This is a genomic window from Steroidobacter gossypii, from assembly GCF_016801985.1.
Lineage (GTDB): Bacteria > Pseudomonadota > Gammaproteobacteria > Steroidobacterales > Steroidobacteraceae > Steroidobacter > Steroidobacter gossypii.
On the sequence record NZ_JAEVLS010000001.1, the window covers coordinates 45,214 to 58,652 of the forward strand.

At 63.3% G+C, this 13,439-nt stretch carries 13 protein-coding genes; 6 read left to right on the plus strand and 7 right to left on the minus strand.

Going from position 1 to position 13,439, the window contains the following annotated elements; genetic code table 11:
* Positions 1-36: 36 nt before the first annotated feature.
* From hemA to JM946_RS00250, 4 genes are read left to right on the plus strand one after another with little or no spacing between them, the layout of a single operon-like run.
* Positions 37-1,395 carry a glutamyl-tRNA reductase gene (gene hemA, locus JM946_RS00235; protein WP_203165132.1) on the plus strand — a complete coding sequence of 453 codons (1,359 nt, stop codon included), beginning with the start codon at positions 37-39 and terminating at the stop codon, positions 1,393-1,395.
* The gene (gene prfA, locus JM946_RS00240; protein WP_203165133.1) at positions 1,395-2,477 is read left to right on the plus strand and encodes a peptide chain release factor 1; all 1,083 of its coding nucleotides are present in this window, start codon (positions 1,395-1,397) and stop codon (positions 2,475-2,477) included. Before hemA ends, prfA begins: the two co-directional genes overlap by 1 nt.
* A 14-nt stretch (positions 2,478-2,491) precedes the next feature.
* Positions 2,492-3,226, plus strand: a complete 735-nt coding sequence (locus JM946_RS00245) for an RDD family protein (RefSeq protein ID WP_203165134.1) — start codon at positions 2,492-2,494, stop codon at positions 3,224-3,226.
* Positions 3,223-4,215 (plus strand): stage II sporulation protein M, encoded by a 993-nt coding sequence (locus tag JM946_RS00250; RefSeq protein WP_203165135.1) that lies wholly within the window; start codon positions 3,223-3,225, stop codon positions 4,213-4,215. The genes JM946_RS00245 and JM946_RS00250 overlap by 4 nt, the downstream gene beginning before the upstream one ends.
* Here JM946_RS00250 and JM946_RS00255 read toward each other — a convergent pair.
* The 5 genes from JM946_RS00255 to JM946_RS00275 are packed head-to-tail and all read right to left on the minus strand — an operon-like array spanning position 4,193 to position 9,493.
* Positions 4,193-5,494: a DUF58 domain-containing protein gene (locus tag JM946_RS00255; RefSeq protein WP_203165136.1), complete on the minus strand. Its 1,302-nt coding sequence runs from the start codon at positions 5,492-5,494 to the stop codon at positions 4,193-4,195. The two genes, JM946_RS00250 and JM946_RS00255, sit on opposite strands and share 23 nt — an antisense overlap.
* Positions 5,495-5,509: 15 nt before the next feature.
* Positions 5,510-6,451, minus strand: a complete 942-nt coding sequence (locus tag JM946_RS00260; protein WP_203165137.1) for an AAA family ATPase — start codon at positions 6,449-6,451, stop codon at positions 5,510-5,512.
* Between the two features lie 13 nt (positions 6,452-6,464).
* A complete protein-coding gene (locus JM946_RS00265) occupies positions 6,465-7,775 on the minus strand; it encodes a DUF4350 domain-containing protein (protein ID WP_203165138.1) in 1,311 nt (436 codons plus the stop codon).
* A complete protein-coding gene (locus JM946_RS00270; RefSeq protein ID WP_203165139.1) occupies positions 7,772-8,680 on the minus strand; it encodes a hypothetical protein in 909 nt (302 codons plus the stop codon). The genes JM946_RS00265 and JM946_RS00270 overlap by 4 nt, the downstream gene beginning before the upstream one ends.
* Before the next feature lie 3 nt (positions 8,681-8,683).
* Positions 8,684-9,493 carry a hypothetical protein gene (locus JM946_RS00275; protein WP_203165140.1) on the minus strand — a complete coding sequence of 270 codons (810 nt, stop codon included), beginning with the start codon at positions 9,491-9,493 and terminating at the stop codon, positions 8,684-8,686.
* Positions 9,494-9,681: 188 nt separating this feature from the next.
* On the opposite strand from JM946_RS00275, the gene JM946_RS00280 reads away from it, so the two are divergent.
* Complete coding sequence (locus JM946_RS00280) at positions 9,682-10,545, plus strand: SPFH domain-containing protein (RefSeq protein WP_203165141.1); 864 nt, start codon at positions 9,682-9,684, stop codon at positions 10,543-10,545.
* Between the two features lie 11 nt (positions 10,546-10,556).
* A complete protein-coding gene (locus JM946_RS00285) occupies positions 10,557-10,760 on the plus strand; it encodes an Arc family DNA-binding protein (RefSeq protein ID WP_203165142.1) in 204 nt (67 codons plus the stop codon).
* 27 nt (positions 10,761-10,787) lie between these two features.
* Here JM946_RS00285 and JM946_RS00290 read toward each other — a convergent pair whose 3' ends face one another.
* Positions 10,788-11,951: a trans-sulfuration enzyme family protein gene (locus JM946_RS00290; protein WP_203165143.1), complete on the minus strand. Its 1,164-nt coding sequence runs from the start codon at positions 11,949-11,951 to the stop codon at positions 10,788-10,790.
* A 60-nt stretch (positions 11,952-12,011) separates the two neighbouring features.
* Positions 12,012-13,376 carry a pyridoxal-phosphate dependent enzyme gene (locus JM946_RS00295; protein WP_203165144.1) on the minus strand — a complete coding sequence of 455 codons (1,365 nt, stop codon included), beginning with the start codon at positions 13,374-13,376 and terminating at the stop codon, positions 12,012-12,014.
* Between the last annotated feature and the right edge of the window lie 63 nt (positions 13,377-13,439).

Below are 13,439 nucleotides of genomic sequence, written 5' to 3' on the forward strand. Positions count from 1 at the left end.
TTCCCCGACAATCCGCACCCGTCGCGATAGCACCCCATGCCACTCGTCGTCATAGGAATCAACCACCGCACCGCGCCCGTCGAAATCCGCGAAAAAATGGTCTTCGGCGGCGAAGAGCTGCCGGACGCCCTGCGGGAGCTGGCTGGGCAGCCGGGGGTGCGCGAAGCGTTGATCGTTTCCACCTGTAACCGCACCGAGCTCTATTGTTTCGCGGACGACGGCGCTGGCGGTGAAACCACCGACGGCCCGGCCGAGGCGAACGGCCCTGTGCGGGCATCCGTGCCCGCGTCCGATCCTTCGTTGCCATTGTCCGACTGGCTCGCCAATTGGCACGACCTGGCCGCGCATCGCCTTGATATCAACCGGTCCTTGTACCGCATGCACGGTACCGCGGCAGTCCAGCACTTGTTCGCGGTGGCGTGCGGCCTGGATTCCCTGGTGATCGGCGAGCCGCAGATCCTGGGCCAGTTGAAAGACGCCTACCGCGCGGCGCTGGATCAAAAGGTCACCGGTCCCTATCTCAACCGGGTCATGCAGACCGCGTTCTCGGTCGCCAAGCGAGTGCGCACGCAGACTCGCATCGGCGCCAACGCCGTGTCGGTCGCGTATGCCGCCGTATCGCTGGCCCGCACCGTGTTCGAGAAATTCTCGGGGCACACGGCGTTGCTGGTCGGCGCCGGCGAGACGATCGCGCTGGCCGCACGCCATCTGCACGCCAACGGACTCGGCCGCATGATCGTCGCCAATCGCAGCCTGGGTCGCGCCCAGGAGCTGGCCGCAGAGTTCAAAGGATTCGCGATCGGCATCGACGACCTCGCTGCCCACTTGCCCGAGGCCGACATCGTCATCACATCGACGGCCAGCCCGACGCCCGTGATCACTTACGACGCGGTCCAGGCCGCGGTCCGCGCTCGCAAGCGCAAGCCGATTTTCATGGTCGACATCGCCGTGCCTCGCGACATCGAGGCCGAAGTGTCCAAGCTCGAAGACGTGTATCTGTTCACCATCGACGACTTGCAGAACGTGGTGAACGAAAATCTGGCGTCGCGCCGAGAAGCGGCCCGCGACGCCACTGAGATGCTTGCCGCTGAAGTGTCGCTGTTCGAGCAGCAATTGAAGACGCTGGACGCGGTGCCGACCATCCGCCAGCTGCGCGACGACGCCGAAGCAGTGCGCTCGCAGACTGCCGAACAGGCCAGGCGTATGCTGGCCTCCGGCCGCGATCCGCGGGAGGTGGTGGACTTCCTCGCCTCGACGCTGACCAATCGGCTGCTGCATGGCCCGAGCCAGCGGCTGCGCCAGGCCGCCGAGCGCGGCGACGTAGAATTGCTGGAGGCGGCGCGCGCCTTGTTTGCTCCGAACTCCTCCGACCCGACGCCCTCCGATCAGTCGTAATGAAAGATTCCATACGCATCAAACTGGAGAAGCTCGCCGAGCGCCACGAGGAAGTGAGCGGTCTGCTCGCCGATCCCGGGGTGATCGGCGACTCCAACAAATTCCGCGAGCTGAGCGTGGAATATTCCAAGCTGGACCCGATCGTGTCCCGCTATCGCGGCTACCTGGGCATCCTGCAGGAACGAGTGCAGGCGCGCGAAATGGCCGAAGGCGAAGATCCGGAGATGCGCGAGCTCGGCCAGGAAGAGCTCGCCAATCTCACCACGCGCATCGAACTGGAAGAGCAGGAACTGGCCAAGCTGCTCATTCCCAAAGACGAACGCGACGAAAGCAATATCTATCTCGAAGTGCGCGCCGGGACCGGCGGCGACGAGGCGGCGATCTTCGCCGGCGATTTGTTTCGTATGTATCAGCGCTACGCTACCCAGCACGGCTGGAATGTCGAAGTGCTGTCGGAAAGCCCGGGCGAGCACGGCGGTTACAAGGAAGTGATCAGCCGCGTGGTCGGCCGAGGCGCGTTCTCGCACCTGAAGTTCGAGTCCGGCACGCATCGCGTGCAGCGAGTGCCGGCCACCGAAGCCCAGGGCCGCATCCACACCTCGGCGGTCACGGTCGCCATCCTGCCGGAGCTGGACGAGATCGAGCCCGTCGAGCTCAATCCGGCCGACCTGCGCATCGACACATTCCGCGCTTCGGGGGCTGGCGGCCAGCACGTGAACAAGACCGACTCCGCGATCCGCGTCACGCATCTGCCCACCGGGATCGTGGTGGAATGTCAGGATGAACGTTCGCAGCACAAGAACCGCTCGCGCGCGCTGTCGCTGCTCAAGGCCAAGCTTAAAGCGGCCGAGCAGGAGAAACGCGACCAGGCCGAGGCCAGCTCGCGCAAGCTGCAGGTCGGTTCAGGCGATCGTTCCGAGCGCATTCGCACCTATAACTTTCCGCAAGGTCGCGTGACCGATCATCGCATCAACCTGACGCTGTACAAGCTGGCCGACGTGATGAACGGCGATCTGCAAGGCGTGATCCAGCCGCTGCAGCAGGAATACCAGGCGGAACAGCTGGCGCGCATCGTCGAATAGCAACAGGAACGCTCATGGCCGCGCCTCAGGTCACTCTGCAGAGCATTACCGGCGTCGATGTCGAGCTGCGCGTCGCGGGTGTCGGCAGCCGCAGCTTCGCGTTCGTGATCGACTGGCACATTCGCCTGATCCTGGCGTTCTCCTGGGGATTGCTGGGCACGTTCATCTCCTTCGGCGGCCTGACCTTGGCGGGCGCGGAACCCGGCCCCTCTTTCATGTTCGTGGTGCTGCTGCCGGCACTGGGCATCTATTTCCTTTATCACCCGGTTCTCGAGATCGCCATGCACGGCAGTACGCCCGGCAAGCGCATGGCCGGCGTACGCATCGTCACGCGCACCGGCGACATTCCCGGCGCCGGTGCGCTGCTGGTCCGAAATCTGTTTCGACTGCTGGACTCGCTGCCGTTCGCTTACCTGATCGGCCTGAGCACGGCGCTGTTCACCGCCCAGCACGTTCGCATCGGTGACCTCGCCGCCGGCACGCTGCTGATCCTGGACGACAACAAACATGACAAGTCGTTCGCGCGCCTCACCTCGGCCCACCGATCGCTCGATCCCCGCGTCGCCGACTTGCTCCACGAGTTGTCGGAACGTTGGGCTCAGCTCGAAGAGCCCACCCGCCTCGAGCTCGCCCGCTCATTGCTGGCCCGTGCGGACAAGACGCTCACTCCTTCCGAGCTCGACGGGCTCAATTCTGCAGAGCTTTGGCAGCGCCTGCAGGCGCTGCTGCATCCGGCGCAAACATCATGAGCGCCGAAGCGGGCATGCAGGCCTGGCTCGAGTCGCGCGTCGAAACCTGGCGGCAACTCACGCCGCAACTCAACGCGCTCGAGCGAAATCGCGATCATTCCGCCGCCGAAGCGCTGCAGGCCATCGAGTTGTATCGCGCGCTCGGCCGAGATCTGTCGATAGCACGCCGCATCCTGCCAGGCAGCCGCGTGACTCAGGCGTTGGAGAGAAGTTACGCCAAGTTGCACGCCATCATCTATCGCAAGCCCCACGACTGGCGAGCGCGGACCGCGATGTTGTTCCGGGTGGAGATCCCCGAGATCGTGAGCGAGCTGCGAGTCGCCATTCTCTGGGTTAGCCTGCTGTTCGTGCTGAGCGCGGGCGCCGGCTTCTGGCTGGTCTCCAGGTATCCGGAACTGATCTCGCTGCTCGCCAGCGAACAAATGATCAACGGCGTGGAGAGCGGCCGGCTTTGGACGGAGGGGCTGCTGAATGTGACGCCCTCCTCGGTGCTATCGGTGAGCATCCTTTCCAACAACATCGCCGTGAGTCTGATGGCGTTCTGTGTGGGCGTGTTCTTCGGGCTCGGCACGTTTTATATCATCGCCACCAACGGACTGATGCTCGGCGCGATGTTCGCATTCACTCATCAGCATGGCTTGGCCGGTGAGCTGCTGAAGTTCGTCACCGCGCACGGCGTGGTCGAGCTGTCGGTGATCTGTCTAGCCGGGGCCGCCGGCACGATGCTTGGTGAAGCGTTGATCCGACCGACCCATGCAACGCGTCGCGAGTCGTTTCAACATGCCGCATCCAAGGGCGGACGCCTGCTGCTGTTATGCGCGCTGCTGCTGGTGGGCTGCGGCTTCATCGAAGGGTATCTGTCGCCCGACCCGAGTTTTCCGATGGCCAGCCGCGTCGTGGTCGGCTTCGGTTACGGCCTGGTAATGATCGGCGCGCTCACCGGCCACTTGTTCGGCCGCCGGTTCATCAAACGCGCCGTCGCTTCCTGAACTCGGCGTAAGCGTCGAATACGGCGCGCTCCATGTGCTCGGGGCGCGTCACCAACGCCGGCGCTCCCAGCGCGCGCAACGCGCGGACGTTGCGTTCCAGTCGCGACGAATATTCCTGGGCGGCCAACGATTCGTATGGATCGAGCCAGGTATGCGCGGGCGCGTCTCGCATGGCCTCGGCTTCCGGGCTGGAGATGCCCGCGATCAATGGCAAATGTTTCGGCAGCAACAGGCGCGCCGCCGAGGCGAGTTGTCCGGCGACAGTGGCATCGTCCACTTCGGTCAAAATCACGACCAGACTGCGATGTCGCACCAGCGTGCGAATGCGCAACGCTGCGTTCAGCGGATTCGATTCGGCAAGCTTTGGCGTCGCTGCGGCGAGCATGTGCCGAATGCGCAGGACGGCGCCGATGCCTCGGCCCGGCGCGAGCGTCGCGAGCGGCTGATCGGCAAACAGCATGACCCCGACGCGATCGTCGTTGGCCACCGCATGCTCGGCGAACCGGGCTGCGAGATTCACATAGTGACCGAAACGATCCAGCTCTCCAGCGCGTAGTGCGCTGGTGCGCCCCGCGTCGATGGCGATGACGATATCGAGGTGTTGATCCTCGGTGTAGTCGCGGCTGATCAATCGGCCACGTCGCGCCGTCGCCTTCCAATCGATCGCGTTCTGCGGATCGCCGGCGCGATACTCTCGTAGTTGCAGAATCTCTGCGCCAGCGCCGAGATTGAAGTGCGCCGGTCGCAGGCCGCCACTGATCGAGCTCATGCGCCCACCGGCATCTCGCAACATCTCCGGCATGACCTTGCACGAGTAGCGTCCCGCCAATCGTTGCGACCACCAGGCGAGCCCCAGCGGACCAGCAATACGAGCTTGCATCTCCGGCCACTCATGCTGTCCGAGTCGCCGCGGCGTCGCGTGCACTTCCAGCGCGGCCGCCTCGCCCGGAGGCACGCTGACCAGTCGAATAGCCGTGTCGATCTCGATTGCTTCGGGCGCGGCCGGCGCGACCTGAATGTCGACACTGCGTCCGAGCGCGTGATGAAACAAAAGCTGCAGGGGCATCGCTCGGCCCAATAGCCCCTGCTCGGGCGCATCGATGGTGAGCCCAGCCTTCGCACGGTTCACGGTGAAGCGCTCGTACGACAGCCCGAGCAGCAACAGGGCCAGCGGCAACAACCATAGTCGTTGCAGATCGGGCTCCCCGCTCCAGGCCCCAAGAATGGCCACGAGCACGGTGAGCACCGCGAACACGAGGCCGTTGAGACGCAGATGCATGGTTCTAGGACGTGATCAGCGCGGCACCGGTGTGCGCTCGAGCAACTGCTGAGCGACGGTTTGCTCGGTCACACCTTCCAGCAATGCTTCAGGGGACAGCATCAAACGGTGCGGAATAACCAGCGGCGCCACTTCCTTCACATCGTCCGGTGTCACGAATTCGCCGCCGCGCATGCCCGCGGCAATTCGCGCTGCGCGCACCAGGGCCAGCACGCCGCGAGTAGAAAGGCCGAGACTCACATGGGCATGCGAACGAGACGCGGCGGCCAGATCGACCACGTAGCCGGTCAACTCGGGCGCGATGTGAACCTGCTCCACGGCTTGCCGCACTTCAGTCAGGTCGATGGGCGGAGCAGGTTCTTTCTTCTCCGGTCGAGCATGCGCGTCGGTGTTGCCGTATCGGGCGACGATGGCCAGCTCGTCCGCGCGCGCCGGATAAGTGAGATCGACGCGCAACATGAAGCGATCGAGCTGCGACTCCGGCAGCGGGAAGGTGCCTTCGAACTCGCGTGGGTTCTGAGTGGCCACCACGAGGAAATTCTTCGGCAGCTCGTAGTTCTGGCGATCGACCGTGACCTGCCGCTCTTCCATCGCTTCCAGCAGCGCCGACTGCGTCTTCGGGCCGGCGCGATTGATCTCATCGACCAGCAATACATCCGCGAACACCGGACCGGCGCGAAACACGAACTTGCGCTGCTCGGCGTCGAAAGCATGCACACCGGTGATATCCGCGGGCATGAGATCCGACGTGCCCTGCACTCGCTTGAACACGCCACGCAGCGAGGCCGCGAGCGACTTGCTGAGCAAAGTCTTGCCCAGACCAGGCGCCCCCTGGAGCAGGACGTGACCACGCGCCACCACGGCAATCGCCAGCGCGCGAATCACCGGCTCCAGGCCGAGCACCACCGAGCCCAGCTCCTGTTGCAAACGTCGTTCGAAAGCCACGAGAGCGTTCATTCGTTTCCTTTTATCAATTCAAAGCCGCGCGCAAGCGTAGCAGCAGGTTGTGCAGCTTGGGCAAATCGACGCGCCGCCCCTGCAGCAGCTTTTCGTGCAGTGACTGCAGCCGCTCGACGTCCTGTTTCGACACCACGGGCTGCGCGCTCAACCAATCCCACACCGGCGCGCCGTCGATGGGCAAGCCGAGGCGCTTGCGAACATCGTTGAAGAAATTCGCGATCATCTGCTGACCGACAGTCGCGGGCCGCATGACACGCGCCATGAACCCACCCGTGGCGCGGACGAAGGCGGTGATGTCGACGGGCTGCCAATTCGACCGGGTCGGGCGCAGCCGCTGCGAGCCCAGGACGAACACCAGCCACAGGCCCAGCAACCACCACAGCGTGGCATGCAGACGCGAATCGCCGAAGAAAGCATCGGGATCGTAAAACGCCACCAGCCCCTGGTGAGCGTCGTCGATGATCACCTTGCCATCGCCCTGCAAGGACCAGCGCACGATGTTGGCCAGCAGGCGGGCATTGTCGTCCTCGCCGAGCAGCTTGTTACTGAAGATACTGCCGTAGCCGCTGACGATGACTTGCCCGCGGCCCTCCGATAGCAACCACAACACCGGCGCACCCGACTCCGTTTCGCGAGCCAGCTCCAGCCCGGTGGTGTCGATCGGCCAGCCTTCCCACTTGGCGGTGGGATATTCGGACTGCGCGCTCACCTGGCTCACGCCTTCGAGCAATGGGTGATCGCCCGAGGGCTGCATCTGAAAGCGCAGCGGTTCTTCGAGCTTGCCCTGCGGGATGATCGATCGATTCGCCGCGACGCTTTCATCCTTCTTCTCTTCGGAGCCTTCTTCCGACTCGGGTTCTTCAGCATCTGCGCCATGCGGCGAGAAGCTCATGCGCGTGAGGGATTGTAAACGAGCGAGAAACGCGGGATCGCTCTGCGGCTCCATCGACCAGTCGGGCGTATCGGACAGGCCGGCGACCACCAGCAACGTGTTACCTCGCTGCACCCAGCGCCGCAGCGGCAGGAGCTCCGAATCGCGCATGGGATAAAGATGCGGAGCGGCGCTCACCAGGAGGTTGCCGGTGTGCGATTCCAGACCGGGCACGTCGCCCAGTTTGGTGAATCGCTCTCGCAACGAGAGTACCGGCACGCGCTCCGCTTGCAGCCAACGCACCAGGCCCAGCCAGCCATTCGGGCCTGCTTCGATGCTGGTCGGACGAGTCGGGACCTGCTGCGGAACCGAAGGCTTGGGCGCCATCACCGTGTAGAACGCAACGAATGCGCCAAGCGCGAGCGCCAATGTGAGCAAACGCTCTTTCATGTGGCCGCGCCGTTCAATTGCTCTTCGAGGCTGCGGCCGGCGCGAATAGCTTCGGTCAGCTCCTCGTTCGCCACGGCCATGCCGCCAAACACTTCTCGCTCGGCGACCTGCGCGAGCTTCTGGAAAGATTCGCGCTGGCTGGAATCGTCGAAGCGAGCGCGCCGGGTCAGCTCGCGATGAGTCAAAGCGTGGCCGCCATGCACACGACCGGTCTTGATCAGCGTGGCCACCAACATCTTCAGCAGCGCTGACGGACCCTCGCCAGGGGCGATGGGCTCCGAGTTATCCGTCAGCACGGGATGCGCCTGCATCGCTACAGTCGTTGCCGCTCGCTTGCGGCGACGACCCGACCGAGCAGCGCGGATCTCGTTGACTACGATGAGCACTGCGAGCGCGACGACGATCGCCATCGCCCCATACAGCAAGATCGAGCGCACGAGTTCGGGCATTCGGTGCTCATCGAGCCAGCGAATCAGCCAGGAATCGGGCGGCGCTTCGGATTGATTGAACAGCTGACGCAGTCGCTCCTTCAAGCGCTCCCACCACGACTTCGACGCCTCGGGAGTGGGCGGCCGTCGCATCGAGTCCAGCACGGGACCCAGTCTAGCGACGTTCGCCGCGGCCCGTTCGGGCGGGTGTTCGTAGCGATTGGCCAACGCGAGCAACGCGTCCAGGCCGTCGCGTTTGAGCAGCTCGAATTGAGATTGGAACATCAGCTCGGTCAGACCGAGCTCGTCCAGCGCCTGCTCGACGCCGGGGCAAGCCGCTTCGATCTGCTCGATACCCACCACGTCGGGCGGGATCGAATCGGCGCATTCCTGCAGCACCTGCCGTGCCGGCGCTTCGCTTTGCGCGAAGGCCGCCGGCACGCACAGAAAGATCAGTACTGCAACACTAAGACGCACGAATCAAGCGGCGCTCAACGCATTCACTCGCGCGGCCAGATCGCCGCCCTGCTTGCGCAGCTTCAGATCCCAGTACAGCGAGATCAGCACCGCGGTCGCGAACGGTCCCAGGAACATGTAGAACAGCGCGTTCGAAACGCCCTGCATCAGCATGCTGAGCGCGATAGCGTCGCCGAGCGCCAGGCCGGCAAACGGCATGATCACGCCGATCACCAGACCCACCGCTAACAGGATCACGAACAACAGGATGGCCATCAGGGTCATCACTGCGCAGCTGCGCCACCAGTTGCCCCACACCAGCTTGTGGCTGCCGATCAGCGAGTCGATCGGTCCTTTGTTTTCGAACAGCAGCAAGGTCATGTAAAGAAACAGGCTGACCATCAGGATCAAACCGGGAATCACCAGCAGGATGATGCCGATGGCGATGGCGATAGCAAACAGGATGCCCGCGATGAACATCGGCAGCAGGCGTGGCAACGCCGCCCCGAGCGCCTCGCCGGTGCTCATCTGCTCGGCGATGCCGACGGCACGCTGTTTTATAAACAATGCGCTGCCGATCCACAGAGCCAGTACACCGGCGACCAGCGTAATGATCACGGTCATCGGATCGTTGTACATGGCGAACGGGTTGGTCGCCAGCGTCGACGGGTCGAGGTCAGCCAGGGTGAACGCCATGATCACGGCCGGCACCCCGTTGACCACCGCCAGCAACAGCGAGATGGGCCACACCGCGCCGAAGGATGCTTTGTAGAGCTGAAAGGCGGTGTCCAGAACGCCGCCGACGCCTTGCGGCTGAGTAGGCTGAATGGCCATGACGAATCTCCCTTATCGTTGGTCGCTTATCGATCGAGCTGCGCGCCCGCTGAAGCGCGTGAGCGGCGCAGATGATCGCGGCGGCCTGCGCCGATGGCAAATATCCCCGTCTCAAGTTGAACACCGGGCAAAATGATATCAGTTTGATATCTTCTTGTGGTAAGGTCGCCTTCAAATCAGGAGGAACCATGAAAGAACGACAAGTGCTGACCCTGCCCGGCGTACCCATGGTGTTGATCCTGCTCGGATTGTTGGCGCTGTGCTGCTGGTGGCTGTATCAGTCGGTGGAGTCGCTGGTCTCGCCCGTGCCACCCATCGTGGTGGGTGCGCTGGTGTGTTTTTGCGGCCTGGGGTTTTTCATCGTGCAGCCCAATCAGGCAGCGGTGATGCAGTTCTTCGGCAAGTACGTCGGCTCCGAGCGCAACAGCGGGCTGCGCTGGGCCAATCCGTTCTACACCAAAAAGAATGTCACTCTGCGCGTGCGCAACTTCGAGTCGGGCCGCTTGAAGGTCAACGACTCGGAAGGCTCGCCCATCGAAATCGCGGCGGTGGTGGTCTGGCAGGTGCACGACGCGGCCGAGGCCGTGTTCAATGTCGACGATTACGAGAACTTCGTGACCGTGCAGAGCGAGGCGGCGCTACGTCAGATGGCCACCTCATATCCTTACGATCTGCACGAAGATCACAAGATCGCGCTGCGCTCGCACTCGAAAGAAATCAACGATCACCTGCGCAAGGAAATCCAGGAACGATTGGCGCAGGCGGGATTGACGGTCATCGAAGCGCGCGTCAGTCATCTCGCTTATGCGCCCGAAATCGCGCAGGCCATGTTGCAACGTCAGCAGGCTGCCGCGATCATCGCCGCTCGCACGCGCATCGTCGAAGGCGCCGTGACCATGGTGCACATGGCATTGGACCAGTTGGCGAAGAAGGACGTAGTCCACCTGGATGAAGAGCGCAAGGCCGCGATGGTGTCGAATCTGCTGGTGGTGTTGTGCGGCGAGCGAGGCACGCAGCCCATTGTCAATACAGGCACCTTGTATAGCGGCTGAGCGAGACACTGTTGGCGGACAAAAAGGCTTACCCGCTGCGGATCAGCAGCGACGTTCTCGACGCCGTACAACGCTGGGCGCAGGACGAACTGCGCAGCGTGAATGCGCAGATTGAATATGTGCTGCGCGAAGCACTAAGAAAAGCGGGGCGCATGAACGCCCCGCCTTCGGAGAATCCACCCTCCGACGACAGCGGATCGCCGCCCTCGGCATGACGGCCAGTGTGACGGCCAGTGTGACGATTAGACCGCCAGCGCCTGCTCCAGATCCGCGAGCAGGTCTTCAACGTCCTCGACGCCCACCGACAGTCGGATCAACGAATCGTCGATACCGAGCTCGCGGCGCTTCTCCGGCGGGACCGAAGCGTGCGTCATCAGCCCGGGGTGATCGACCAGGCTTTCCACGCCGCCGAGACTTTCAGCGATGGTGAACAAGCGGCAGCGCTCCAGGAAATGTTTGGCTTCGCTCAAGCCGCCCTTGACGAAGAACGTGACAATGCCGCTGAAGCCATTCTGCATCTGACGCCGCGCGAGCTGATGCTGCGGGTGGCTGGCCAGCCCCGGATACAGCACCTTGGCGACGCGCGAATGTTTCTCCAGCCAGCCCGCGATTCGCAGCGCGCTCTCGCTGGACTGACGCATGCGTAGCGCCAGCGTCTTCAAACCACGCAACGCCAGGAAACTGTCGAACGGTCCGCTGATCGCGCCCACGGCGTTCTGCAGGAAACCGATCTTCTCCGCCAGCTCTTCGTTGGCCGCCACGGCGATACCGCCGATCATGTCCGAATGACCGTTGAGGTACTTGGTGGCCGAATGCATCACGATGTCGGCGCCAAGCTCGATGGGCCGCTGCACCCACGGAGTGGCGAACGTGTTGTCGACGACTGTGAGAATGCCCCGCTTGCGTGCGAACTCGGCGACCGCCGCGATATCGACCAGGCGCAAGGTGGGATTGGTCGGCGTTTCGATCCAGATCATTTTTGTCGTGGGCCGCACCGCCGCCTCGAGCGCGCGCTGATCGGCGAGATTGGCGAACGTGATATCCAGCCCGGCGGAGCGTTTGCGCACGCGTTCGAACAGACGGAACGTGCCGCCATACAAGTCATCCATGGCGACGATGTGACTGCCGCTGTCGACCAGCTCCAACAGCGTGCTCGTGGCCGCCATTCCAGAAGCAAATGCAAAGCCACTCACGCCGCCTTCGAGGTCCGCAATACATCGCTCCCAAGCGCCGCGCGTCGGATTGGCGGTGCGAGAGTAGTCGTAACCTTTGTGAACGCCCGGGCTGCTCTGCGCATACGTCGAGGTCGTGTAGATCGGCGGCATCACCGCGCCCGTGGTGGGATCGGGCGACTGGCCGGCGTGAATACAACGTGTGCCAAAGCGCAGCGATGAAGATGAAGTCATGATGATTACCGTGCTGGAATGCCGTGATGAAAGCGCATGTTGGAATGCTGGGGGCGAGAGTTATTTCACCTGCCGCCGCAGGTAGTTGAGCACATCCGAGCGCGTCACCAGGCCGAGAAATTTCTCGCCGTCCATCACCGCCGCGGAGGAACGCACTTCGAGCATGGCGACCAGGTTGTTGAGCGTCTGAGTCTTGTCGACTCGCAGGAAGGTGCTGGTCATGGCCTTGTGCACCGGCTCGTTGAAGCGTTCCGGATGCCCGAAGGCGAAGCGCAGGATATCGTCTTCGGTGACCACGCCGATCAGCCGGTCGTTGTCCATCACCGGCAATTGCGAAAAGCCGGCGTTGCGCAAACGATTGTGCGCAGTGGTCAGCACGTCGTTCGGCCCGACCGTGATGGTGGCGCGTTGACCGTGCGGACGGCCGATCAAGTCGCGCAGATCGCCGTACTGCTCGCGCTGAATGAAACCTTGATCCTCCATCCAGAAATCGTTGTACAGCTTGGACAGATAGCGCGCGCCCGTGTCGCACGCCAGAGTCACCACGCGTTTCGGCGACTTCTGCTCGCGGCAGAAACGCAGAGCCGCCGCCAACAACGTGCCTGTCGAAGAACCGGCGAGCACGCCCTCCTTCTGCAGCAACTCGCGCGCCACCGAAAACGATTCGCCGTCGGAGATGCTGTATGCGCGCCTGGTCATGGAGAAATCGGCGATCGAAGGAATGAAGTCCTCGCCGATGCCTTCCACCAGCCACGATGCCTTCTGGGTCATTTTGCCGGTGGCGATGAACTCCGCGAGAATGGAGCCCTGCGGATCGGCCAGCACCAGCTCGACCTGCGGCGCGTGCTTCTTGAAAAACGCCGCGAGGCCCGCGATGGTGCCGCTCGAACCGACGCCGATGACCACGGCGTCCAGGCGCTGCTCCATCTGCTCCCAGATTTCCGGCGCGGTGGTGCGCTCGTGCGCCTTGGGATTGTCGGGATTGGCGAATTGATTGATGAAGTAGGCGTTCTCGCGCTTGGCGATGGCGGCGCCCAGGTCCTGGTAATACTCGGGATGGCCCTTGCCCACGTCGGAACGCGTCAACACCACTTCGGCGCCCAGCGCGCGCAGGTTGAAGATTTTTTCCTGGCTCATTTTGTCGGGCAATACCAGAATGAGCCGATAGCCCTTCTGCGCGGCCACCAGCGCAAGCCCCAGGCCGGTGTTGCCGGCGGTGGCTTCGACGATGGTGCTGCCGGGCTTCAGATCGCCGCGGGCTTCCGCCTCTTCGATCATGGACAGGCCGATGCGATCCTTGATGGAGCCGCCCGGATTCATGGATTCGAGCTTCAGGAACAGCTCGCAGGGACCCGTGTCGAGTCGATGCAGCCGCAACATCGGCGTGCGGCCAATCATCTCGATCGCGTTTTGATAGACGTGCATGGGGGGGCTCCGATGGGCGAATCTTGCAAGTTCGAGTCAAACTACAGCTGCTTAGTCCAACGT

Excerpts from the sequence above, each read along its gene's own strand:
- JM946_RS00275 (WP_203165140.1), bottom strand. The coding sequence starts at position 9,493 with ATGGCCATTCAGCCTACTCAGCCGCAAGGCGTCGGCGGCGTTCTGGAC.
- JM946_RS00265 (WP_203165138.1), bottom strand. The coding sequence starts at position 7,775 with ATGAAAGAGCGTTTGCTCACATTGGCGCTCGCGCTTGGCGCATTCGTT.
- JM946_RS00245 (WP_203165134.1), top strand. The coding sequence starts at position 2,492 with ATGGCCGCGCCTCAGGTCACTCTGCAGAGCATTACCGGCGTCGATGTC.
- JM946_RS00260 (WP_203165137.1), bottom strand. The coding sequence starts at position 6,451 with ATGAACGCTCTCGTGGCTTTCGAACGACGTTTGCAACAGGAGCTGGGC.
- JM946_RS00280 (WP_203165141.1), top strand. The coding sequence starts at position 9,682 with ATGAAAGAACGACAAGTGCTGACCCTGCCCGGCGTACCCATGGTGTTG.
- hemA (WP_203165132.1), top strand. The coding sequence starts at position 37 with ATGCCACTCGTCGTCATAGGAATCAACCACCGCACCGCGCCCGTCGAA.
- JM946_RS00290 (WP_203165143.1), bottom strand. The coding sequence starts at position 11,951 with ATGACTTCATCTTCATCGCTGCGCTTTGGCACACGTTGTATTCACGCC.
- prfA (WP_203165133.1), top strand. The coding sequence starts at position 1,395 with ATGAAAGATTCCATACGCATCAAACTGGAGAAGCTCGCCGAGCGCCAC.
- JM946_RS00250 (WP_203165135.1), top strand. The coding sequence starts at position 3,223 with ATGAGCGCCGAAGCGGGCATGCAGGCCTGGCTCGAGTCGCGCGTCGAA.
- JM946_RS00295 (WP_203165144.1), bottom strand. The coding sequence starts at position 13,376 with ATGCACGTCTATCAAAACGCGATCGAGATGATTGGCCGCACGCCGATG.
- JM946_RS00255 (WP_203165136.1), bottom strand. The coding sequence starts at position 5,494 with ATGCATCTGCGTCTCAACGGCCTCGTGTTCGCGGTGCTCACCGTGCTC.